Raw genomic sequence first — 22,688 nt, forward strand, 5'->3', positions numbered from 1 at the left:
ATCCAGCCTCCCCCTTGAGGTCTTTTAGCGTTTTCGCGCAGAAGGTCGAGCCCGAACCGTCAATTCCCGACACTTGATGGCCGGGTGTGACGGCAATCACCCGGCAGCTGCGTCAGACGATCTCCTTGGCAAGGCCTGGAAGCGCCAGACGGGCGCTCACGCCGCCGCGCCCGCCGCGTGACAGTTCGAACACTCCCTGGTATTCGCGGGTGATCTCGCCGACGATTGAAAGCCCGAGCCCAGTCCCGGGTTTGCTTTCATCCAGCCGCCGACCGCGCTTCAGCGCCTCCTTGATCTCATCAGGTTCAAGCCCCGGCCCGTCGTCCTCCACCACGATCTCCACCCAACTGCGCTTAGCCGCCTCCGGCCCTTCGGGTGCCTGTGCCGGACGGGCCGACAACCAGACGCCCGTTCCCGCGTGACGGGCGGCATTTTCCAGGAGGTTGCCGACGGTTTCCTCCACATCCTGCTGTTCCATGGCCAGTGCAAGGCCGGGTGGGCTCACCTCCAGGTGAAAGTCCTTGTCGGAATTCAGCCGCCGCATCACGCGCACCAATCGCTCCAGAACCGGTTCCGCCTCGGTGCGCGCCAGAAGCGATTCGCGCTGGGCGGCAATCCGGGCGCGATTGAGATAAGATTGCACCTGCCCCTGCATGGCCTCAGCCTGGCTTCGCACCACCTCGCCCTGCGACCGTTCCAAAAGCCGCGCCTCGTTCAATAGCACGGCAATCGGCGTCTTCAGCGAATGCGCAAGATTTCCCACCTGCATGCGGGCGCGCTCCACAATGCGCCGGTTGCTGTCGATCAGCGCATTCATCTCGACAGCCAGCGACTGCACCTCGCGCGGGAACTTGCCCTCCAGCCGCTCCACCTCGCCGCGCCGAACCTTTTCCAGTGCCCGGCGGGCCTCATCCAGCGGGCGAAGCCCAAAGAGAATGGCAAGCCCGTTCACCACCAGACTGCCCAGCCCGAACACGATAAGCGCAATGTAGAGATTGCGGGTAAAGCCGCTGATATCCTCATCCACCACAGAGAGATTACCGGATACGCGAAAGCGTGCCGCGCGCCCGTCAGCATCCAGCACCACTTCCGTCTCGGCCACCAGCACACGGTTTCCATAGGCATCGGTTGCTGGATAGAACCGCTCATAACGATTGTTGAAGGGCACGTTGAGGATCGAAGGCACCTGGATATTGGAGGTACCAAGCGAGGAGGATGACAAGGGTGTGGCGGCAAAGGTGCCGAGCGGCTCGACGATCCAGTACCAGCCTGTTTCCGGCTGCGAGAACCGAAGGTCTCCCAGCTGCGGATTGCCGGCAAGGCTGTTGTCGTCGCCAATGGTGATCGAGTTGATCACATTGTAGAGCTGGGCGCGCAACAGGTCGGTAAACGCCCTCTCGGAGGATTTTGCATAAAGCGCCGAGATCACCAGCGCGATCACCACCAGCGCCAGCGCCGACCAGGCGGTTGCCAGCAACAGAACGCGCGCTGTGACCGATTTAATGTACATCGTCGGGCGCTTGCATCCGGTAGCCAAGGCCGCGCACGGTATCGATCAGGTCAACACCGATCTTCTTGCGCAACCGGCCGACAAACACCTCGATCGTGTTGCTGTCGCGGTCGAAATCCTGATCGTACATGTGCTCGATCAGTTCGGTTCGGGACACCACCTGGCCCATATGGTGCATCAGGTAAGAGAGCAGCCGGAATTCGTGCGAGGTGAGCTTCAGCGTCACGCCGTTCACCGTCGCCTTGGAGGCCTTGGTGTCGAGCCGCACCGGCCCGCAGGCAAGCTCGGACGAGGAATGGCCGGCCGCGCGGCGGATCAGCGCACGCACACGCGCCAGAACTTCCTCCACATGGAAGGGCTTTGCCACATAATCGTCGGCGCCGGCATCGATGCCGGCCACCTTGTCGCTCCACCGGTCGCGCGCCGTCAGCATCAGCACCGGCATGCCCTTATCCGCCAGCCGCCATTTTTCAACGACCGTGATGCCGTCCATCTCGGGAAGGCCGATATCGAGAATGACGGCATCATAGGGTTCGGTCTCACCGAGGAAATGCCCCTCTTCGCCGTCAAACGCCTGGTCAACCACATAACCGGCCTCCTTCAGCGCATCGGTCAGCTGCCGGTTGAGGTTGACGTCGTCTTCGACCACGAGAATGCGCATGAGAGACCTTCGAAACGGTGTGCCCAGGGGTTAGAGCCGTCTTCTACTACATCGGCACCCGAACCGTCACCTTGCGCGGACGCTCCCCGCTGCCCTGCACCAGAACGGTCACGATGCAGGTGCGGCCATCGTTGGAAGGCTGGGCGGACAACAGCTGCCCGCCGGTATCGCGCACCACCTTGGAAGCGGCATCACCGCAATCGCCGGCAACCAGAACGAGGTAATCGCGTGCGAAGGCTTGCCCCGTCGAAAGGGTAAAAAGGGCCGCGGCAAGTATCGCGATCATCCTATTTGATGCCATGACTACAACTTCCACTCACGGTGACGCACGGTTTGCGAACCGAACCATTGGGTGAATTATGTAACGAAAGGCGGCTGAATGGCAAATGAATGCGCCACTCAACCGTCCATCTTTGGGTCAGCTTCGCATTAATTCCCGGTAATGCTGGTCTTGGCCGAAAGGCGGCCATAGACGGCCAGAAGCCCGCCGACTGCACCGACAAGGCTCGTGCCGGCCTCGGCCAGATCGCCTTGTGCAACCGGCGAAACCTCCATCCCCCGGGCCTGCAGCACGGAGGCGAGAATGGCGATCAGGCCGCCCCAGACCGCCTTCGACTGATACCAGGCTTTCGAATTTTCCATCATGCATCTCCTTGGTTTGTGACGAGGATCTCCGTGACGAGAGAAATTCCGAGCGGCACGGCCCGCCCCAGTTGGCGAAGCCGCACGCGAAACGTGCTCGCGGCCGCGCCAAAACCGCTGATTTCATCGGCAGACAGGTAATGAAAGGCAGGCTCCGCCACCTCGGCCAGCCGAACCACCGTCTCGCCGGAGAGGATTTCCAGCCGGTAGCGCTCATCCGGTTCATCCAGCGGAATGTCGCTTGCCTCCCAGTCATCGGCAGTGATGCGCCCGCGCCGCGTCCACGAGAACCGCACGCCGTCTGCTTTGCGCACAGCGCGTGCATGCACGGGGGCAAGCGGCGTTTGCGCCCGTGCGCCGCCGGCAAAGGCATAAGGCCCAGCCCGCCCGCCGGACGACGCGATGGCTTCCGCCATCCAGTTATAGACGACACCCCGCTCGGCATCACTCAATCCGAGCGGCACGACGCCTGAGCCCAACAGCACGACTGGTGCGCCGATGGCAGCCCCCGCCGCCATCGCATCCTCCGTGCCGGCAAGCGCCCGCAACAGCGTCGTCAGGCGAAAATGGCCCGGCGCCGTCTCCTCTGCCCCGGCAAAGGATAGGATCTCCCATGCCCCATTGGCGCAGAGGATCGCCATCCGGTTCTCGCCGGAGAGTGCCGCCACCTCGCCGACCGATGACAACCCGTCGAAGAACAGGTCGAGGTCTACGGCATTGGCCCGGTCGAAGCGTCCGACAACACCACCGCCAAGTGCTGCCGTCAGCCGGCCCACCTGCGCCGGCCGGTCGAGCGTTGAACGCGCACGGTATCCTTCGGTGGTCGGCGAACTGGAGATGAGAATGCGCCGCCAGGGGCTGCCATAAGCGGCAACGCGGGCAAAACTTTCCGCCTCGCCGGCCTCGAACCGCGGCAGGTCCATCAGGTGAAGGACCGGCGAAAATCCCGCCGAGACCGCCCCGCCGGTCAAGCGCCCGGTGGCAGCCGTTGCGCCCGCCAGAAGCGCTGCCGGCTCATGCCGTTTCGCCTCGACACGCCGCACCGCCCCCTCCTCGATGCGCGTCACCAGGTAGACACCGTCAGGCCCGTCGGTGAGGCGCAGCGCATCGCCGGGTGCAAGCGCCACCTCCGCCGGTGAAATCGGAAAACTGAGGCTTCGCCGCGACAGGTGGTTGTCGCGCAAAAGGCTTTCCGCCGCACTTTGCGCCGCCTCCTCATAGAGCGTGGCGGCGAGATCGGCGCGCAGGATACGGTTGCTGGTGCCAACAATCCGGCGTGAGCGCACTGTTGCCTGTTCATAATCGAGCACCGGATTGGCAAAACTTGCGACGGCCTCGGCGGCAAAATCGCTGTCATGGCCGCGCACCTCCGTCCAGGCCGGTTCTTCGTCGCGTTCGGCCAGCACGTCGATCACTTGCGCCACAAGGCTTGCGCGCGTGCGCGAGCGGAACCTCAGCCCCGCCGGTTCCTCGATGACGTCGATCAGGAACGCATTCGTCAAAGGCTCGATCAACGCCCGCGCCGACACCGTATCGCCCTGCACATAACCGATCAGGTCACCGCTCACCTCGGAAACGTCAAACGTCGAAAATCCGTGATCAGTCAGGATCGCCGCAATCGCATCCGCAAGCGTCGTCGCCCCCAGCCGCCCGTTCAGCCAATGCCCGGTCTTCCAGTTGTCGCCATCGCTCCACACGGAAAGTTCATTGGGAAAGGCCGGATAAGGCCGCGTGTCCCAGGACCAGAGGAAGACATGGTTGGCATCCACCATGCCTGACGGCGCGCCAGACCCCTGCCACCAGCCGTGATGGGCCTCCAGAAACCGCCGCTGCATACTGTCGGAGCGCGCGCCATTGGAAAAATGCGGGACACCGCTGTCGGCCGATTTCGGATCGGCAAACAGGTTCGGCTGGTTTGCCGCCTTGTCGATGGCCGAGCAGCCAAGCTCGGTGAACCAGATCGGCTTTGCGCCGGGCACCCAGGCGGTCGGCGTGGTCCGCTCCACGCCGCTCACCCGCTCATAATGATATTGGCTCCACCAGCCGGCTAGATCCTTGTAGCGAAACACCCAGGGTTTTGCCGCAAGCCCGTCCGTGATCGGCGTGCGCTGGCGAAGTGCCCGCGCGGTGTCGCTCGCATAATACCAGTCGTACCCCTCGCCTGAAAAAATCCCCGCCCGCAAGGCGGCCGGATCGTCACACAGCCGCGCGCCATCAGGATTGGCATTGCCCAAATCACTGTCGCGCCAGTCGGCCAGCGGCATATAATTGTCGATGCCGACGGCATGGATCGCACTGGAAGCCCAGAGCGCATCGAGCGGAAAATACACATCACCCGATCCGTCTGCCGGGTGATATCCGAAATATTCGCTCCAGTCGGCCGCATAGGTAAGCTTCGTTGCCGTCCCGAGAACGGCGCGTACCTCGCCCGCCAGCGACACCAGTTGCTCGACGAACGGAAACCGCCCGGCCTCGCCGCGCACCCGTGTCAGGCCGACAAGCTCCGAGGCCAGGATCATCCCGTCGATGCCGCCAGCCTGTTGCGCCAGACCCGCATAATGCAGCAGCATCCGGCGATAGCCTTCCGGCCCATTGCAAAAGCTTTCCACCTGCAGCCGCGCCGCACTTGTCTTGTCCGGCGAGCCCGCAATGCCCGGCGCCGGATGGCAGGTAATGCGCCCGCGCCAGGGATAGGCCGCCTGCTGCGCTCCCCCGTAAGGGTCGGCCAGGCCGTTTCCCGCAGGCACGTCCATCATCACGAACGGATAGAGATAGACCTTCAGGCCCCGCGCCTTCAGATCAACAATTGCCTGACGCACGCTCTCGTCAGCCGGCGTGCCGCCAAAGGCTGGCCCGCCGCCGCTCTCGCTCACCAGATGCGCAGCCTCGCGAGAGATACCCGCAACCTGCCAGTTCATGCTGAGGCCGGCGCGTGCCGATACCTCTACCCCCGGCACGATACGGCATTGCCCGGCGCGCAGGTCCGTACCGAACCAGCTCACCACCAGCGCCACCCGCTGAAGATTGGGGCACACCGCCTGCAACTCGTCGAGCGAGGCTTGCCAGTCGGTCGCCGCCGTCAGCGTGTTGCGGTTGAGAATGCGCGCGGTGCCCGAGCCGTCATTGTCGCTCACAGCCACCGTCGCATAACCATATTCGGTCGCCCCGGGGATCAGCGTCACCGCCCGCACCTGCCGCTCCAGCGCCCCGACAGGCCGCACCACCTCGAATTGCAGAAGCGGAATGCGGTTGCCGAACTCGTCGATCGGCAGCCGCTCGAACACCACATAAGCGAGCCCGCGATAGGCCGGCGCCTTGCCCGCCCCCTGCTTTGCCTCGATCAGCGGATCCGGCATCTGGCTCTCCGTGCCGCGATAAACGCGCATCTCGATGGCCGTCAGGTCCAGTTCGCGCCCATCCGCCCAGACCCGGCGCACATGAGCGATCTCCCCCTCGCAGAGCCCGACCGCGAGGTTGGCATAATAGTTGAAGTTTTCGACCCGCGTGCCGCTCGTCGCCTTGCCGCCCTGGCGCTCTGTCGTCACCTCTTCCTCAAAGCGCGTCGCCCAGATCAACGTGCCGGCAATACGCGCAGTGCCATAAACGCGGGCAATCGGCGTGCCCTCGTCAGCGCCCGGCACACGGGCGGTGGAAAGCCGCGTTCCCGTCACCGTCGACGTCCCCGAAATCAGCGCCCGATCCACAGCAGCGCCGGCAAGCCCACCGGCAGCCCGCCCCAGCACGACCCCCAACGGTCCGAGCACAGACCCCAGCGCGGCCCCTGCCGCCTGAAACAGAATGGTGGCCATGGGTCATCCCCCGCGCCTATGCGCACGCTAAAATTGTGTTAATCTGAAAGAAGTCGATAGCGTCAAGCAGCACGCAGCGGACCAGCCGCTGCATCAGCGAGGACGGGCCACGCTGACTTAGGCAAGAGCCTTGCTGTCGATCATGGAGGGAGTGCTCAAGCAATTCCAGCAAAAGTGCGAAGCGGTTTTGCGTCCGGAATTGCGTAAAAACAAAGAGACAGAGCGTTTAAGGCGATTCCGTTTTAGCCGGAACGCTCTATCTGGCTCACGCCGATTGGTATTTCGCTTATGCTCAGAAAAACCCGGACGGGCTGTTTACTCTCCGTCCGGATAATTTTCTGGGTATAAAGAAACGGTGGGCGGGCTAGCCCCCGCTCACCACTCCATCACCATACGCCCGAAACCTCTTGTTTTCAAGCATCCAGCCGCTCCGGAAACCGATGCACCGCCGCAATGCGCCTCTGCCAGGAGGGCACCAGCACGGAGCGGATCACCGCCCCCTGCTCATAGGCGTGGATGAAGTGCTGAGGCGCGGCCAGAATGCCGGCATGTTTTGCCGCGCAGCCCGCCCGCCAGCGAAACAGCAGGAGATCGCCCGCCACCATCGCGGATATCGGAATCGGCGCTCCAAACAGCCGCAACCCAGCCGCGAGCAGCCGTTCCTCTCCGGAGCGTTCCGCCCAGTCCGGCGCGTAAGGCGGCACCGCTTCCGGCTCTTGCCCATAAAGCTCCCGCCAGATGCCACGGATGAGGCCGATGCAATCGCAGCCAACGCCCTTTGTCGCCCCCTGATGGCGGTAGGGCGTGCCGAGAAACCCTTCGGCAATCGCCACCACCTGCGCGCCCGATGTCATCGTCTCGCTCATTCGAACAAAACGCCGCCGTCATGCACGCGCTCCCCGTCCACGTAGGAATAGGCAAAGTCGCTGCCGGGCACATGCGGAAAACCACGAAAGTTGAGGGCATTGGCAAAGCGCGTGCGGCAGGTGGCAAAACTCTTGTCGCAGCCGGCAGTAATGGAAAAACTCTCGCCGGCAGACACCGCCCGCTCCAGCGGCAGCCACAGCGTTATCAGTGCCGTGCCATCCGCCTCGCGCACATGCGCCTCCACCTCGGCCCTGTCGCCGGAGGAGAGCGTCAACACGCCCCGGTCGAAGAAACCGGTCGCCGAGCCTCCAAGCCCGCCCACCACCAGATGGCTGCGGTCTTCCATGGCAAGCACCGTACCCGTGCCCCGATAAAGCGCAAGGCTCACCCCGCAGCGGATATCCCCCAAGCTTGCATCGCAACGGCGGTTGTAAAGCCTCCCCTGCGGCTGGTCGAGCCGGTTGGCACGGCTGCGCAATTCGGCGGTAAATTTTTCACCCGCCCGCGTCACTTCGCCCACCTCGCGAACGGATAACAGCACATGCTGGGTCGGATCGGCCCAGTTGACGAGATAAAGCTCCACCACCGCCCCATCATACCGCCCGGCGGAAAGCTCCGCGGCGTTGATCACCTCGCTCGAAAAGCCGCCGGCGACATCGCTGGCGCTCGCGGAAAGTCCCTGCTCCTCCTCGCCATCGCTGGCCAGAAAGCCGCTCGCGGCGGCAAAGAGGGTCGATGCGAAGGAAAGGTCGCGGTCATGATCGGTAAATCCCTGCACCACGCCATCGCGCCGTGTCAGGCGCCAGGCATTGCAGGTGGTCGTCGCATCGCCGGCGAGATGGCCGGCAAGCGTCTCCGGTATCATCCTCATGGCAAAATCCTCCTCATGGCAATATCTCGGTGATCGGAATGGCCGGAATGCTGCCGGCATTGAAGTTGGAGAGGTTCACCTCGATACGATCCGTGGCAAAACGCACCGGCACGTCGAACTCGTATCCGGCCCGCACCACGGCCCCGGCCGCCGGCATATGGCCCGATGCAAACGTCACGATGCCGGTGGTGACATCGCAGGAAAAGGCGCTCAAAGCCTTCGTCACCCCGCCGACCGACACCGTCACCGTTCCCGAAACCGGCTTGGCGATGGTCCGCAGGGAGCCTGCCGCCGCATCCGCATAGGTTTTTGTGAGCGCAAATGCCGCCCTCACCCCGTCCCCGGTGCCGATCACCTGGTCGGCAGAGGTGATCGCCGCCCCCGGCGCTGAGGATTTCCAGTCCAGCGGATCGCGAAAACGAAAGCCATAAAGCTCACCGGCCCGCGCCTCGAAAAACGCCAGCACCTCGTAAAGGTCACCCAGCGACTTCACGCCCGAGCCCGCATCATAGGCGCGCCTCGACGATCGCCAGCGGGCATTGCGCTGCTCGCGCCCGTTCGACAGGTTGACGATATCGGTGCGCCGCACCGGCCCGCCGGTCACCCCCAGCGCCAGCCGCAGTGGAAACCGCACCTCGTGAAAGCCGCTCATCAAAACCCTCCGTCTGCTGACCCCAGGCCGCTGTTATCAAAGCCCGCGCCGCCCGCGCGAGACGCTGCGCGCCAGCATGGCGGAAATCTGGCCCTCGCTTTTTCGAAAGCTTGCCGCGTCCGTTGCCGTCACGTTGAAGACGATCTGCGAGGCCCCACCGCCACCGCCCGCGGCAACGCCCAGGCTGCCATCGGCCCCGCGCTGCAAGGGCAAAATGGCCTCCGCGCCCGCCTCGCCCATCAGCCCCATGTCGCCGCCCATCGGAAAATAGCTCGGGGAGCGCACCACGCCGCCATCGGCAAAGGCCGTCACCGATCCGGAAGAGGCCCCGAACAGGCTTCCGACGGCACCGGACAGCGCCGTATCCAGCGGCTTCAGCGCCGCAGAAAGCGCAATATCCGTCAGCCGCGTGCCGAGCCCCTTCAGCACATCTTCCAGGCTCTTTCCGCTCACCGCCGCCGATTTCAAAGCCCCTGAAAGCGCCGTACCAAACCGCTGCGAACGCCCTTCAAGGTCCGCAATGGCCGTTGCCAGCGCCTGCGTCGAGGCCAGCGTCTCCGCAACAGATCCTTCATCCATCTCCATGCCCATCTCCTGTTATTTTTTCTTTTGAGAAAGAAATGCCGTCAGCCCCCCGAAGGCGCCGCATCAGGAAAGTCCCCCATCAACGCCACCAACCCGTCACGGGAAAAGGCCGGGTGGCAAGCGCGTCTGCATCAGACCCCACATCCATCTCCGCGCCCGCGGATATCTTTTGGACGAAGAAAGCCGTCAGCCCCCCGAAGGCGCCGCACCACGAAAGTCCCGCATCAGCGCATCCCACCCGTCGCCGGAAAAAGCCGGGAAGCAAGCGTGCCTACAACAGCCCCCGCATCCGTCTCCACGCCCGTCTCCGGATGTTTTTTGGGAGAAAGAGAGGCCGTCAGCCCCCTGCAGGCGCCGCATCAGGAAAGTCCCGCATCAACGCATCCAGCCCGTCGCGAGAGAACGCCGGCGCACGCGGCAAAAGCCCGCCGGATGCGGCAAAGAATTCGCGCGGCGTCATCGCCCAGAAATTTTCCGGAGAAAGCCGCAGCAGGCAAAGGCCGGTGTGCATCACCCGCGCCCAGGGAAATGGCAGAGCAGCCGCCCCCTCGCCCGCTGCGGCCCTCAAGGGTTTGCCGCCATGCCTTTCACGGCAGATCCGCCTGCCCCACTTTTGGCCGGGGCATCTGAGGCAACCGAAGCCATTGGCGCACCTGCGGCACTTGCGGCCCCCGGCCCACCGCCCCCCATATCCTCCGCACCGCCAAAGGTTGCCGCCAGAAGGTCGGCGACGACGCGGGCATAGGCATATATTCCTCCCTCGATACTCATCGCCGCCACCTCCTCGTCGGACAAAACATTGCCGCCGCCGCGAAGACCGGCGCCAAGGATGCGGGCCAGATCGAGCGCGCGCAGCCGCCCCTCGGCAAACCGCGCCGCAAGCCCCGTCAGGTCATCGACGGCAAACGCCGTCTCCAACTCGGCAAGGGCTGCAAGCGTCAGGCAGAGAATCCGCCTTTCGCCATCAATCACCGCCTCGATCTCGCCCCGGCGCCGGTTGGCCCGGCCGACATTTTCGTCGTGCAAAACCCTGCCCATCAGAGCGCTCCAAACGTCAGGCTGCCCGCCGATTCCAGCGCCAGTTCAAAGCGGATTTCGCCGTTATGATCGCCGGAATATTCGAGCGCCGTAATCTGGAATGGCCCGCTCACCGTGCCGAAGGCGGGGATCAGCATCTGCCAGGAGAGGATCGTGCCGGCAAAAAACGTCGCGCGCACCAGCACGTCAGACGCCTGGTCCTTAAAAATGCCGCCGCCCGAAAGCGACGCCCGCTGCACGCCCGCCCCCGCCAGCAGTTCGCGCCAGCGCCCAACGCTTTCGGCATCCGTCACATCGACCGTCTCGGCATTAAACGCCAGCCGCCGCGACCGCAGCCCCGCCACCGTCAACCAGCTGCCGGCATTGTCCACCTTCAACAGCAGATCCTTACCCTTCTGCGCCACCATGCGATCTCTCCATATTGTTCTGTTGGTTTTTCACGCGCCGCGCTGTCGTGTTTCACGATTGCCCGTCACTGCGCGCTGCTCGATTCTTCCGCCGCATCCCAAAAGCCCGCCACTGCGCAGCCCCCTTGAGCGGGAGAGGTTGACACGGCTGCCAAGCCCTCACGCTTCAACATGGAGGTGGCGGGTATCCGCGGAGCCCCTTCTCCCCGTCATGACGGGGAGGTGCCGCCAGCGGGATGAGGGGCACATTCATATTCGACACCAATAGTTGAGCCCCTCGCCCCAGCCCTCCCCGCCCTGAGGGCAAGACGATCGCTTATGAGACAAGTCCCCTTCCAAACCCTCCCCACAAGGGGGAGGGCTTACCCCGGCCGCACCCTCTGATGCAGGGACCGGACGCTTGCCGCGCAATATCTCCCCCCTTGTGGGGGGTCCGAAGGACGGGGCGAGACCCGTGGCTCGACCCCGGTCAGCCCGGCAGGGCAGAGAGGGTCTTATTTCAAATGCGAAAGCCATAGTCATAACAGGGAGCAGGTCGCGGCAGCGGGATGAGGGGCAACCTTTCGTCGGTGCCCCAAACAAGGAGACGCTTCTTCACCAAAATCACCGCATGGACTGCTGGAGCACACATCCCCCCGCATCCCAAAATCCCGGTTCCCGCCCCACCCCGAATCCGCTAACCCTTATCCATCGGCTATTCGCTATTCGCTATTCGCTATTCGCCACTGCCTACTGCCTACATCCTCTCCCCCCCGCCCCCCCGGAGCCTCCCCCATGTCCCCCACCTTGCGCCGCATCCGGCTGATCGCGGTCGTCTCCGTCACGCAGATCATCGGCTGGGGTACGAGTTTTGATATGCCGGCGGTGCTGGGGCCCCGCATCGGGGCAGAGCTTGGCCTGTCCAATGCCGTCATCTTTGCCGGCCTCACCATCATGATGCTGATGAGCGGCCTTGCCGGCCCCACTGTGGGGCGCATGCTGGCGCGTCATGGTGCGGCGCGGGTGCTGGCCGTGGGCTCCGCCTGGCTGGCGCTCGGGCTGCTGCTCCTCAGCGCCTGCCATTCGCTGATCGCCTATGCGGCAACCTGGCTGGTGTTCGGCTGGGGCGGGGCGCTGGCGCTCTCCACCGCTGCCTTTGCCGCCATCGTCGAGCGGGAGGGCACGGAGGGAAAACGCGTCATCGCGCTCACCATGATCTTTACGGGGCTTTCCGCCACCGTCTTCTGGCCGGTCAACGCCTGGCTCGCGGATGCCATCGGCTGGCGAAACACGCTGCTGGTGCTCGCAGGCCTGCAGCTTTTCGTCTGCCTGCCGCTACATCTGTTTGCCCTACCAAAACCCGGCACACGAACGACACTCGCAACGGAACAGGAAAAACCGCCGCTTACCCTGTCGCCCGCGCAAACCCGTCTGGCCTTCCTGCTGATTGCCGCCTCCATCACCATTGCCGCCTTCGTGTCCTTCGGCCTGTCGGCCACCTTCCTGCAACTGCTGCACCAGTCGGGTGCATCGCCGGCGCTCGCCCTGCAGCTCGGCATGGCGCGCGGCGTGCTCGCCATTCTCGCGCGCGGCGTCGATTTTCTCTTCGGCCGGCGCGGAAATCCGGTGCTGACGGCCCTGTCGGGCATGCTGCTGACGCTCACATCCTTCATCCTGCTGCTTGCGCTGCCGGCGTCTACGCCGCTCCTCGTCACCTTTGTCGTGTTGAACAGTCTTGGCTCCGGCATCATGGCGGTGGCCCGCGCGGTGCTGCCGCTCGCGGTGTTTTCGCCGGCGCAGTTCGGCCTGCAATCGGCGCGCATCTCGCTGCCGCAGAATTTTGCCATTGCCGCTGCCCCCGTCGCCTTTGCAGCGCTGATGGATGGGGCCGGCGTCACGGCGGCCCTTGGCCTTGCAGCAATCCTCTCCGCCATCGTCATCGCCCTCCTGGTCCAGCTTCAAAAGCTCGCGAGATCCGTTTCGCCGGTGCTTACTCCGTCACCGCGCGAAACCTGAGATCGATCACCGAAAACTTCGTCTTCGGCTCGCGCCGGCTGCGGCTGGATTGAAATGTCAGGTTCACCAGAACGAACCCGTCGAGCGTCAGCGCCGCATTGGCCAGCAGCAATCTCACCCGCGCGGCCAGCACTTCTGCGGCCCGCCGACCTTCACCCTCGGCCCAGATCTCGATGGTCCAGAAATGCTCGGCGCCCGGCTCCGTCGCGGTCGAATAATCGCGCGTCTCCATCTCCCCGAACACAATGGCCGGCAGGCGCATGCGGGGCAACAGCCGGTCGCGAACGCCATCCGCACCCACCTGCGCCACAAGCGCCGCATCGCCGGCAAGCCGTGCATAAACCGCCTTCATCAGCGCATTTTCCGCACTCATGATGCCTCCTCCTCGCAGTCGCAGATGAGGTAACGCCCGGTTTCATCGGGATCGCGCACCAGCTTGATGGCAAAGATCCGCACGCCTTTGCGGAAGCGCTGCCCGGCAGAAATCCCCGCCTGTGCCGCCACCCAGATGCGGTGCGCCAAAACCTGCCGCTCGGCGCCGGCAAGCTCAGAACCGGCATGCGAAACCGGTTCCACCCGCGCCCAGAGCGTGTCTGCCGCTTGCCAGATCGCGGTCGTACCGCCCTGCCCGTCCGGCGTTTCCACCATCACCTCGCGCGTCAGCCGCGCCGTCCTCTGGCCGGGGTCGAGAAACAGCGCGCCCATCAGAGCCTCCGCAGCCGATAGGCGGCAATCAGCCGCTCGTAGCCATCGGGAATACCCGCCGGCTGCTGGTCTGGCGAGAGCACGCCGCGAAACGCATGCATATGGCCGATATGCACCAGCAGCGCCCGCTTCAGGGGCCCCGGCACGTCGGTTGCCGCCTCGCCGAAACCGGCGGAAAACATCACCTCGATGCCGTTTATCGCGCGCCCCGGCAAAGGCCGGTTTTTCAGCCACAGCCGCGCCGGCCGGTTTCGCCCATCCAGCACATGGCCTTCGAGCGATACATGAACGGCGGTGCCAGTCGCATCGTAATAAACAATGTCGTCAATGGTTTGCACCGGCCCCCTGGCAATCGGAATCACGCCCGTCTCCGGCCAGTCGTCCAGAATGAGGCGAAAACCCTGCGCCATCAGGCAAAGCCCGGTCGCCCGCTCCAGGTGTTCGCGGGCGACTGGTATCAGCGCCTGAAGGCCCGTATCCTCGTCCGTATGGTCGATGCGCAGATGCGCCTTCACCTCGGCAAGCGTCAGCGGCTCCGCGAGCGGCGGATCAGTCAGCACATAAGTCATGGGAGGAAATCCTTTGATCGTGCAGCAGAACTGGCGGGCCGCACAAAAGCCCGCCAGACAGGATCGTTGCGATGTCAGCCGAAAAATCAGCTGACCGCGAACTTCACGAGCTTGATCGCCTCAAAATTCTGCACCCCGCCGCCGACGCGCTTGGTGGTGTAAAACAGCACGTAAGGCTTGGCCGAATAGGGATCACGCAGAATGCGCACGCCCGCCCGGTCGACGACGAGATAACCGGCGCGGAAATCGCCGATGGCAATCGACAGCGAGCTTGCGGCGATGTCAGGCATTTCCTCTGCTTCCGCCAGCGGATAACCCATCAGCGTTGCCGGCTCGTTTGCCGTTGCCGGCGGGCGCCAGAGGTAATTGCCCTGGGCATCCTTGAACTTGCGGATTTCGCCTTGAGTCTTGCGGTTCATCATGAAGCTGGCATTCTGGCGGTGCCCGGCCTTCAGCGCATAAACGGCATTCAGCAGCAGGTCAGACGGGTTGGTCGCCGCAAAACCGCCGGCCACGCCCGTTGCGAGATAACCGAGATTGCCCCAGCTCCAGCTCGCATCGGCAACTGTCGTGTAGGAGAGAAAACCCTTCGGCTTGTTGACGCCATCGCCGCGAATGAAGGCATCGCCCTCCTGCTCGGCAAACACAATGTCCACCTCGCCGGCAATCCAGTCCTCCACATCCACGGCTGCATCATCCAGCAGCGCCTGGGTTGCCGCCGGCATGGCGTAAAGCTCCATGGTGGGGAAGGAAAGTTCCGCCAGCGCCGGTGTGGCGGTCTGCGGCCGGCTTGCCGTCTCCGCCACCCAGCCGGTGGAAAGCCCGGTGGTGGAAAACGGCTTCTTCAGCACCGAGGCAGACACCGTGCGCACGCTGGAAAGTGCGCGCATCGGGGATACCACCGAGACACGTCGTCCGATCTCGCTGTCGGTTTCCGCCGGCACCAGATAACCGCCATCGGCAGCCGTGCCGACGGAAAAGGCCTTCGCCTGCAATTCGCGCAGCACGCCCTCGTCACCGCGGCGAATATAGGCGTCAAAGGCCGCCTTGTGTTCGCTCGCGTCCAGCCCCGTTTCGCCCCGGCCGGACAGCGGCGGACGCGCCTTTTTCAGCACCAGCTGGTCCAGCACCTTCTTCTGGTCGTCCATGGCGCGGTTGATGCGGTCCATCTTGTCGCGTGTCACCACGTCTGCGGTCAGCTTCTGCTCGATTTCGCCAAGCCTGCGGTCATTGACGTCCTTAAAACTTTCGAAGGCTTCCATGAACTCCTCGAAGGCCGCCGTCACCGTATCCGGCACCGCCTTCACTTCAGGCGCAATCTTTTTCGCCCGGCCGATCCCGGCCTCGGGTTCGCCCTTCGTCATCATCTCGGTCATGTCGTCATCCCTTAAAGCTGGTTGCCATCATCAGTTTCGCCGTTCGCCGCAGGCTGCGGACGAGTTCGGTTTCCTTGTCGCGGAAGAACCGCGCGTGTTTGACGTCGGAGACCCTTGCCGATGGCAGCATCGGAAAGGTCACGACGGAAATTTCCCAGAGATCGGCTTCCAGAATGCGCCGCACGCCGGTCTTGGCGTCGCTTCTCGCCTTCACCGTTCGAAAGCCGATGGAGAGCCCGTCCAGCGCGCCGCTCTTCATCAGCGCAAACACTTCGCGCGCCCGGGCAACGCCGGCCGACAGCACGCCCTCGACATAAAGCCCGCGGCTATCCTCGCGAATGGTCGTCCAGCGCCCGATCGGCTCGTTCGGATCGTGCTGGTAGAGCATGCGCACGCCGGGCGCGCTGCGCTCCACCAGAGAGTTGGCAAAGGCGCCGCGCTCGATCGTGTCCTTGCCGAGGTCCACTTCGCCAAACACACTGGCATAACCGGAAAACGTGCCGTCGCCGCCAAGCCCGGACAGTTCGAGGCTGGCAAATTTGCGCGCATTGGGCCGCGGCCCGCGATAAACGTGCATGAAATTCTCCCGAATTTTTTCAGATAAAAAGCGCCGTCGCCCGTACCGGCAGGTCACGGCACGAAGCCGAAACTTCAGCTGTCGCCGGATCGTGCCTCGTAGCGGCTGGCAATGCGGGAGACAGCACCCAGCACCCACCAGGCGCAAAGGCTGGCCGCTGCCGATCCCGTCAGCGTCATCTCCAGCGGCGACAATTGCCCGCCAATCCCCAGCCGCGCGGCAAGCCAAAGCCCTGCCGGCCCGCCAAAAATCAGCCCGCAGGAAAGCCCGGTTAGAAACCGGCTCGCCGCCTCGCGCCGCCCCTGCGGCAACATATAAACGAGCGACACCCAGGCGCCGGCGGTCGCGCCGATCACCTTTGCAGCCATCAGGCCGCCATCATGGCCAAGGTCCGCCATTCTTCACCTCATGATTTTTCGATGAGTACCCAGCTGCAAACGGCGCACACGCGTTCCCCGCCGCTGCCGGACAAAGCCGGCGCGTTTCTAAAAAAACCTGCAATTTCAGGGATGCTGCGGCCCGTTCCTGACAGGTTGAGTCCGCATGTTCAGAAGTTGATTCAACGCGTAAGTCAGGGCGTACATTTGATAGACGTCCGCCCTCCCCCGCAGACAAGCATCCGCGCGTGTCCAACCGACATCGTCGCCTCAGTCGGCCACGTCATCATCCCGGCTCAGGTCCGGGTCCAGCTGGCGCCCATGGCGCATATGCGAGATCAGGATGCTCTTGGCGTCGACCCGGTAGTCGATCACGTAATCGCCGGAAACGAACCGCCGCCGGCCCGGCAAGGGCAGCGGCGCACCGAGACCGGGATAATCCCCGATCGTCCTTAGACTTTCCCGCAGCCGCTGCAGCATCATCACCGCCGCGCGCGGATTTTGGCTCTCCAGATAATCACGCTCCCGTCGCAGAAACTGCCGGACGCTCTTCGACAGGATGATACGCATCAGGCGGCATCGGATCTGGACGTGCCGAGCAACTCGTCGAACACGTCCTCCGCATCGCTACATTCACCGTTGCGGATCTGCTCCTCGCCCTTCAGGATCTGGAGAATGTCATTCCCCTCCGCCATCAGATAATATTTCAGCGCCCGAACGATCACCCAGCTGCGGCTGCGCTCCGTGGCCTTGGCGATTTCCTCCACCTCGGCCAGAATATCCTCCGGCACGCGAAGGGTGATCGGGTCGGAAAGCACGGGTTTGTCGCTCATGACGGGCTCCTCTGTCATACGCCGTATTACAAGAGAATACGCCCTCTCCCTGCAAGCCTCAAGACCAGCTTTCGCGAGCAGGCCCGGCATGCCTTCAATAGCCCACCGCCTGGCGCTTTTCCTCGTCCGTCAGGAAGTCGGCAGCGCCCACCCGCGCCCACAGCGCATCGCGCTCTCCCGCCAGCCCCGGCACCTGGTCCAGATCCGGGCGAAGGCTCAACCGATCCCGGTAAATCTCTGAAAACCAGGCAGAAAAGCTTGCCGCTATGCGCATCAGAAGCGGCACCACGGTCAGCCGGTAAAAGGCCCGGTTGGCCTCCTGATAATTGGCATAGGTGGCGTCGCCGGGAATGCCGAGCAGCATCGGCGGCACGCCGAAGGCAAGTGCAATGTCGCGGGCGGCGGCATTTTTCGCCTCGATAAAATCCATGTCCTTTGGCGAAAGCCCCATCGCCTTCCAGTCCAGCCCGCCTTCGAGCAGAAGCGGTCGCCCGGCATTCACCGCCCCGCTATAGCCGTTTTCCAGTTCCGCCCGCAGCCGCTCATACTGGTCGGGAGACAAATTGCCGCCCTCCTTCGGCTGATAAACAAGCGCGCCGGAGGGACGCGCCGAATTGTCGAGAAGCGCCTTGTTCCAGCTTGCGGCGGCGTTGTGCAGGTCAAGGGCAGCCCCTGCAGCGCCCAGCGGCGAAAACCCGCCATGGTCGTCGAGCGGGTGAAACAGTTTGAGATGCAAAAGCCCCGGCCCATCTTCCCCGCCGGTAGACAGACGCCGCACGGTACCGCCCACGCGATAATCATAGGCCACTGGCCAGCCGTCCGCCCCCACCACCACGCTCACCCGGTCGGGCCGCAGCAGATGAAGCTCGGCAGGCCGGGTCCCCAGAAGCACGCCATCCACATAGGCATTGCCGGAAAGCAGCAGATGGCCGTAGAGCATCTCGAAAAAATCAGGCCCACCCATACGCGGGTTCGGCCGCGCCAGAAGAGCCAGCGCCGGATGCGCGCTCATCTCCCGGTCGCCCTCATAAGCAAGCCAGGGCACGGAGGCTGCCGCTTCCGAAATCATCCGGATGGCGCGGTAAACCACCGGGTTTTTCATGAACCCCGCCCGCGACAGCGCCCCGTAAGAGCGGCCGGACCAGTGCGCCACGCCCTCACCGGACACGATGGCAAAACCGCCGCCGTGCGCCTTCACGTCCGATACCGGCGTCTCGCCCACGCGCCTGTCCACCGCGGCGCGCCGCCACGGCAGGGAAAACATCGATGTCATGGAAGCTCTCTCTTTTTGGAGAAGGATGGTCTGTTCCGGCCGACTGACAATCGTCAGCGGCCAAGGCTCCTGCCTGCGCGGTCCATCAAACCCGCCGCGATGTCGCGACGGGCAGGATTGCGAAAACCGTCAGGCCGCCAGCGTGTAGCTGATGCCCGCGTAGAAGCCGCGCGCATAACGGGCCACGTCATCGGCGCGGTCCATGCGGTTGATGATCTGGCGGGCGCCGCGCCAGTCCTCGTTGGTGGCGTTAAAGAAGTCGCCCAGCGATTTGCCCGTAAACCGTCCGTGGATCATCCCGTCGAAGAGGATGCCGATGGCCGTCTCGGGCTCCAGCGCCGCATCCGGCTGGTTCTCGATACCATAGGTCCGATAGTTCGCCCGCCCGGTGATCTGCACCAGGCCGCGCCCGCGAAACCGCCAGCCATCGCCGCTTGCCTCACTGCCATTGCCCAGCCGGCTGGCATAGGCGCGGTTGGCGATCTTTTCCGGCTTGCGGGCATAAGCGGCGGCATCTGCCGGCGAAAAGTATCGCGGAAAGGTCTTCAACAGGCCCGGCGCGCCATAATTCAGGTTCTCGCTCACAGGCTGCATGGCAGCCCCCGTCTCGTGATAGGCGGTCGCCAGCACATAGGCCAGCCAGCGGTCGTCGCCGTCAGGCAGCTTTGCCTGCCAATAGGAGAGAATGGCCTCCAGCCCCTCTCCCTGGGCAGGAGACATGCCTGTTTTGAACAGCGTATCGGCAATGTGATAGAAGAAAAACGTCTGGTTGATCATTGGTCCCATCCCCTTGATCGCGCCTGCCTCATGCAGGGTCGTGCGGCGCCCCGCGCCGCAACCATGATGCCACATTCGCTTTTGAATGCACGCCCCATTGCGGGACGGGAACTGCCTTGTTCTTGGTCAGATCGCTGTCTCGTTTCAAGGCATATGCCGCAGCGCAGCATTCGGTGAAAATTTCAATCGATTTTTAATTTTGCTAATCGGTTTAGGCGTTTAGTCGTTCTTTACAAGCAGCTAACGTTATGGAACCTAAGCGCAACAGGCTCGTTATATGGCCCGGCAGTCACCAGCCCCGTAGTCACCAGCCCCGTAGTCACCAGAAGGAGATCATGATGATGCAGCAGACAGTACCCGCCGCAGGCAGTGCAGCAAGCACCAAGCAGCAGATCCCCCAGCATCTGGTCGAACGTCTGGAACAGGAATGGAAGCAGATGCGCGAAAGCGCCGCCGTGCCGGTCCCGGCCCGCTGATTTCCAACCTCTGATCATGCATTTCCGGCCCGCCTCACCGCGGGCCGTTTTGTTGATGCAAGGATCCGCCGCCTGTCACAACCCGCGCACGCGCGGCTCGGCAAACCCCTCCAGCATCAGCGCCGTCAGCGCCCAGACCAGGGCATCCAGCCGGTCGGGAGAACGCCCGGAGGAAAGCCCGTCCGGGCCAAAATCACACATCTGGTCTTCCATCTCGCGAAAGCGCGCCGCGTGCAGCACACGCCCCTGTTCGTAAAGAGCGGCCACCGGTTCCGCGCGTAAAAACTTGCCGCGCGTTGCCCGCACCTGCGTCAGCGGCAGTTTTTCGTCGATGCTTTTCAGCATCGCCGCCACCATCTCGCCGCCCTGGTTAACCTCCGCCACCACCCGGTCGGCGCCGAACCGGTGGAACGCCTTTACTACCGCAAGTGCCCAGCCGGAGGGACTTAACCCCTCGACCGAACAATCCGCCAGCACCACCGCCCGTTGACCGCTGACGCCGCCCTTGGGCGCCGTGCCGCCGTCGGCCAGCACCCCCGTCTCAAGGCCCGCCACGATAATACCGCAGCAGGAATTGGCCCCCATGCCCGAGGGCGGATCGACCGCCACCACGATACGGCCAAGCGCACCCGTTGCGCGCTGCGTCAAGGCCTCCATCTGCGCCCGTTTCCACAAGGCATCCGCGCGGTCCTCGATCAGCTCGCCGTCCAGTTCCTGGCGTCCGAGGCGCGTTCCGCCATAACGCCCTTCCAGCGCGGTCATGAAACCGGGCGCCAGGTTCCGGGCATTGTCGCGCGTCGAAATTTTGACCAGCCGCGTGCCGGGGTCGGCGATCAGCTGTTTCAGGATCGGCACCGGCCGCGGCGTCGTTGTCACCAGCTGGCGCGGATCGTGCCCCAGCCGCAGGCCGAACTGCAGCATGTCAAAAGTTTCCTGCGCATGCTTCCATTTGGCCAGTTCATCGCACCAGGCATAATGAAACTGCGGTCCGCGCAGGCTCTCCGGATCCTCGGAGGAAAAGATCTGCGCCACCGCCCCGTTCGGCCACACAAGCCGCCGGCGCGTAATCTCGAAATCCGGCGCATGGCTGCCGGCAATCCGGCAGATGCCGGAGACACCGTCGATCATCACCTCGCGCGCATCGCCCAGCGTCTCCGCCACCAGCGCAATGCGGATGTCGGAGCGGGCGCCGGCACTGGCCAGCTGATGCACCCATTCGGCGCCCGCCCGCGTCTTGCCGGATCCGCGCCCGCCCATGATCAGCCAGGTGCGCCAGTCCCCTTCCGGCGGCTTCTGGTCGTCGCGTCCGGCTACTTCCCAGTCCCGCTGCACACGCAGCGCATGCCGCTCTATGATGGCCGGAAGCCGCAGACCCAAAACCGCGCCATCCGTTTCAGTCGCACCGCTGAAGGGAAGCCGGCCAGCCGATCCGGGAATTTGGAGCCCCGCCATCGCCGCCGCCTGCGCCGTCTGCGTCTGAACCGTCTGGGCCGTCTGGGCCGTCACCGTAGTCACCACCGCCTGCGGAGTCTCGGCCGTCGGCGTCTCAGCCGCCACCGCCGTCTGAACCACACCCTCTGCCGGTTCGTCGCCAAGCACCAGAGCAGGGCTTGCCGGAGGCATGGCTGCCAAAGAGCGCGCCGCACCCATTTCCTGCACCAAGTCCCGGCCGGTGATGATCGCCGCCGCCTCCTCCTGCCAACCGTCCTTCACCGTCGCCATGTCCCGCCCATGTTCGGCCATCAGGTCCAGCACCGCATCCAGCAATCTCTGCTCATCCGCTGTCAGCACCACCGGGTATGGCCCAAGCCGCACTGCCTGGCTCGCCGCCATCAGCGCGCCCGGTGCGCTGCCATTCCACAAACCGCGCCTCAGCCCGTTCGCTCGCCCGCGCCTCGATAAGCGCCTCGACCGTGCGCATGGCTTCTTCATAACCGCCCTCGTCCGCTTGCCGCTCCGCGTCTGCTGCCCGGTCGCGCGCCAGCTGGCGCTGCAGGCTGTCGACCTTTTCCAGCGTGCGCACGATCAGCGACATCGCATCGGTTGCCGCCTTCAGGTCCGCCCGCGCCAGCTTCTGCGCCGCATCGTCGGTTCCCTCAGCGCCGGCCGTCGTCTCTTCGGCCGCCGAACGAAGCGCCCGAAACGCCAGAAACTGCGCCCGCATCTCGCGTGTCATCTCGTCCAGCAGCAGCCGAAGCTCCTCGGCACCAGAACCCTCGCCGGCTGCCGCCAGCGCATCCGCCGACTTCTTCTCGAGCAGAACCCGCTCTGCCTTTTCCGCTGCCGTCTCCACGGCAAACGTTGCGCGCACCGCCTCGCCGTCAAAACAGCCGAACAGCGCAAGATCCACCGCCGCAAAATCCTGCATCACGAGAAGTCCCTCTTCATTGTCGCAAAGACAGCCGAATGCAGCCGCCGGCAAAAACCTGCCCGCGTCTGCCATTGCTGAAACTGCAGGATAAAAAAACGGCCCCAGGTCTGGGAAAACCTGAAGGCCGTGACTGGAGGTGTTTGGCGCCCGGCGTCTGCGGCCGGTCGCATTTCTTCGACTATGCCCAGACACTATCAAACCACCGTCACGCCGTCAAGGATTATTTTCCTATCACGGAAAGTTTTATCGGCAGCTTCGAGGCATCCACCGCAGCTTCATCGGAACAATCGCGCCGGACCTGCCGTTCTGCCAGTCAA

Annotated in this window: 25 protein-coding genes and 1 pseudogene; 2 read left to right on the forward strand and 24 right to left on the reverse strand. The window is 64.1% G+C overall.

Annotation, left to right across the window (positions count from 1 at the left end; genetic code table 11):
• Positions 1–112 precede the first annotated feature (112 nt).
• From AC4CWH_RS10825 to AC4CWH_RS10880, 12 genes and pseudogenes are all read right to left on the reverse strand, one after another.
• A complete protein-coding gene (locus tag AC4CWH_RS10825; RefSeq protein ID WP_491318736.1) occupies positions 113–1,510 on the reverse strand; it encodes an ATP-binding protein in 1,398 nt (465 codons plus the stop codon).
• Positions 1,500–2,171: a response regulator transcription factor gene (locus AC4CWH_RS10830; protein WP_491282033.1), complete on the reverse strand. Its 672-nt coding sequence runs from the start codon at positions 2,169–2,171 to the stop codon at positions 1,500–1,502. The genes AC4CWH_RS10825 and AC4CWH_RS10830 overlap by 11 nt, the downstream gene beginning before the upstream one ends.
• A gap of 46 nt (positions 2,172–2,217) precedes the next feature.
• Positions 2,218–2,472, reverse strand: a complete 255-nt coding sequence (locus AC4CWH_RS10835) for a hypothetical protein (protein WP_491282034.1) — start codon at positions 2,470–2,472, stop codon at positions 2,218–2,220.
• A gap of 128 nt (positions 2,473–2,600) precedes the next feature.
• Positions 2,601–2,813: a hypothetical protein gene (locus AC4CWH_RS10840; protein ID WP_491318737.1), complete on the reverse strand. Its 213-nt coding sequence runs from the start codon at positions 2,811–2,813 to the stop codon at positions 2,601–2,603.
• Positions 2,813–6,622, reverse strand: a complete 3,810-nt coding sequence (locus AC4CWH_RS10845; protein ID WP_491318738.1) for a baseplate multidomain protein megatron — start codon at positions 6,620–6,622, stop codon at positions 2,813–2,815. Before AC4CWH_RS10845 ends, AC4CWH_RS10840 begins: the two co-directional genes overlap by 1 nt.
• Before the next feature lie 413 nt (positions 6,623–7,035).
• Positions 7,036–7,488 carry an NlpC/P60 family protein gene (locus AC4CWH_RS10850; protein WP_491318739.1) on the reverse strand — a complete coding sequence of 151 codons (453 nt, stop codon included), beginning with the start codon at positions 7,486–7,488 and terminating at the stop codon, positions 7,036–7,038.
• Positions 7,485–8,360, reverse strand: a complete 876-nt coding sequence (locus AC4CWH_RS10855; protein ID WP_491318740.1) for a DUF2163 domain-containing protein — start codon at positions 8,358–8,360, stop codon at positions 7,485–7,487. Before AC4CWH_RS10855 ends, AC4CWH_RS10850 begins: the two co-directional genes overlap by 4 nt.
• Positions 8,361–8,373: 13 nt before the next feature.
• Entirely contained in the window at positions 8,374–9,012 is a 639-nt protein-coding gene (locus AC4CWH_RS10860; RefSeq protein WP_491318741.1) for a phage distal tail protein, Rcc01695 family, read from the reverse strand.
• A 36-nt stretch (positions 9,013–9,048) separates the two neighbouring features.
• The gene (locus tag AC4CWH_RS10865; RefSeq protein WP_491318742.1) at positions 9,049–9,597 is read right to left on the reverse strand and encodes a phage tail tape measure protein; all 549 of its coding nucleotides are present in this window, start codon (positions 9,595–9,597) and stop codon (positions 9,049–9,051) included.
• Between the two features lie 337 nt (positions 9,598–9,934).
• Positions 9,935–10,165 (reverse strand): rcc01693 family protein, encoded by a 231-nt coding sequence (locus AC4CWH_RS10870; RefSeq protein ID WP_491318743.1) that lies wholly within the window; start codon positions 10,163–10,165, stop codon positions 9,935–9,937.
• A 131-nt stretch (positions 10,166–10,296) separates the two neighbouring features.
• Positions 10,297–10,635, reverse strand: a pseudogene (locus tag AC4CWH_RS10875) (gene transfer agent family protein); the annotation flags it as partial.
• Positions 10,635–11,042 carry a phage major tail protein, TP901-1 family gene (locus AC4CWH_RS10880; RefSeq protein ID WP_491318744.1) on the reverse strand — a complete coding sequence of 136 codons (408 nt, stop codon included), beginning with the start codon at positions 11,040–11,042 and terminating at the stop codon, positions 10,635–10,637. The gene AC4CWH_RS10880 and the pseudogene AC4CWH_RS10875, both read right to left, overlap by 1 nt.
• Positions 11,043–11,816: 774 nt before the next feature.
• On the opposite strand from AC4CWH_RS10880, the gene AC4CWH_RS10885 reads away from it, so the two are divergent.
• On the forward strand, positions 11,817–13,037 hold the full coding sequence (locus tag AC4CWH_RS10885) for an MFS transporter (RefSeq protein WP_491318745.1): 1,221 nt from the start codon (positions 11,817–11,819) through the stop codon (positions 13,035–13,037).
• On the opposite strand, the gene AC4CWH_RS10890 is transcribed toward AC4CWH_RS10885, so the two are convergent.
• The 10 genes from AC4CWH_RS10890 to AC4CWH_RS10935 all read right to left on the reverse strand — a co-directional run bounded on the left by AC4CWH_RS10890 (position 13,012) and on the right by AC4CWH_RS10935 (position 19,524).
• Positions 13,012–13,410 (reverse strand): DUF3168 domain-containing protein, encoded by a 399-nt coding sequence (locus AC4CWH_RS10890; RefSeq protein WP_491318746.1) that lies wholly within the window; start codon positions 13,408–13,410, stop codon positions 13,012–13,014. The two genes, AC4CWH_RS10885 and AC4CWH_RS10890, sit on opposite strands and share 26 nt — an antisense overlap.
• Positions 13,407–13,742, reverse strand: a complete 336-nt coding sequence (locus AC4CWH_RS10895; protein ID WP_491318747.1) for a phage head closure protein — start codon at positions 13,740–13,742, stop codon at positions 13,407–13,409. Before AC4CWH_RS10895 ends, AC4CWH_RS10890 begins: the two co-directional genes overlap by 4 nt.
• Complete coding sequence (locus AC4CWH_RS10900) at positions 13,742–14,311, reverse strand: head-tail connector protein (RefSeq protein ID WP_491318748.1); 570 nt, start codon at positions 14,309–14,311, stop codon at positions 13,742–13,744. The genes AC4CWH_RS10895 and AC4CWH_RS10900 overlap by 1 nt, the downstream gene beginning before the upstream one ends.
• 86 nt (positions 14,312–14,397) lie before the next feature.
• Positions 14,398–15,687: a phage major capsid protein gene (locus tag AC4CWH_RS10905; RefSeq protein ID WP_491318749.1), complete on the reverse strand. Its 1,290-nt coding sequence runs from the start codon at positions 15,685–15,687 to the stop codon at positions 14,398–14,400.
• A gap of 4 nt (positions 15,688–15,691) precedes the next feature.
• Positions 15,692–16,264, reverse strand: a complete 573-nt coding sequence (locus AC4CWH_RS10910; protein ID WP_491318750.1) for an HK97 family phage prohead protease — start codon at positions 16,262–16,264, stop codon at positions 15,692–15,694.
• Between the two features lie 74 nt (positions 16,265–16,338).
• Positions 16,339–16,662 (reverse strand): DUF6107 family protein, encoded by a 324-nt coding sequence (locus AC4CWH_RS10915; RefSeq protein ID WP_491318751.1) that lies wholly within the window; start codon positions 16,660–16,662, stop codon positions 16,339–16,341.
• Positions 16,663–16,911: 249 nt separating this feature from the next.
• Entirely contained in the window at positions 16,912–17,211 is a 300-nt protein-coding gene (locus tag AC4CWH_RS10920) for a type II toxin-antitoxin system RelE/ParE family toxin (RefSeq protein WP_491318752.1), read from the reverse strand.
• Complete coding sequence (locus AC4CWH_RS10925) at positions 17,211–17,474, reverse strand: CopG family ribbon-helix-helix protein (protein ID WP_491318753.1); 264 nt, start codon at positions 17,472–17,474, stop codon at positions 17,211–17,213. Before AC4CWH_RS10925 ends, AC4CWH_RS10920 begins: the two co-directional genes overlap by 1 nt.
• Positions 17,475–17,568: 94 nt before the next feature.
• Positions 17,569–18,747: a phage portal protein gene (locus AC4CWH_RS10930; RefSeq protein ID WP_491318754.1), complete on the reverse strand. Its 1,179-nt coding sequence runs from the start codon at positions 18,745–18,747 to the stop codon at positions 17,569–17,571.
• A gap of 129 nt (positions 18,748–18,876) precedes the next feature.
• A complete protein-coding gene (locus tag AC4CWH_RS10935) occupies positions 18,877–19,524 on the reverse strand; it encodes a hypothetical protein (RefSeq protein WP_491318755.1) in 648 nt (215 codons plus the stop codon).
• A gap of 338 nt (positions 19,525–19,862) precedes the next feature.
• Between AC4CWH_RS10935 and AC4CWH_RS10940 the strand changes: the two genes are divergently transcribed.
• Complete coding sequence (locus AC4CWH_RS10940; RefSeq protein WP_491318756.1) at positions 19,863–20,000, forward strand: hypothetical protein; 138 nt, start codon at positions 19,863–19,865, stop codon at positions 19,998–20,000.
• A gap of 75 nt (positions 20,001–20,075) precedes the next feature.
• On the opposite strand, the gene AC4CWH_RS10945 is transcribed toward AC4CWH_RS10940, so the two are convergent.
• Both AC4CWH_RS10945 and AC4CWH_RS10950 read right to left on the reverse strand, forming a co-directional pair.
• Positions 20,076–21,452: a DNA-packaging protein gene (locus AC4CWH_RS10945; RefSeq protein WP_491321411.1), complete on the reverse strand. Its 1,377-nt coding sequence runs from the start codon at positions 21,450–21,452 to the stop codon at positions 20,076–20,078.
• A 322-nt stretch (positions 21,453–21,774) separates the two neighbouring features.
• A complete protein-coding gene (locus AC4CWH_RS10950; RefSeq protein ID WP_491318757.1) occupies positions 21,775–22,368 on the reverse strand; it encodes a hypothetical protein in 594 nt (197 codons plus the stop codon).
• Positions 22,369–22,688 lie beyond the last annotated feature (320 nt).

The sequence above is a fragment of the Neorhizobium sp. PAMB6716 genome (genome assembly GCF_058242805.1).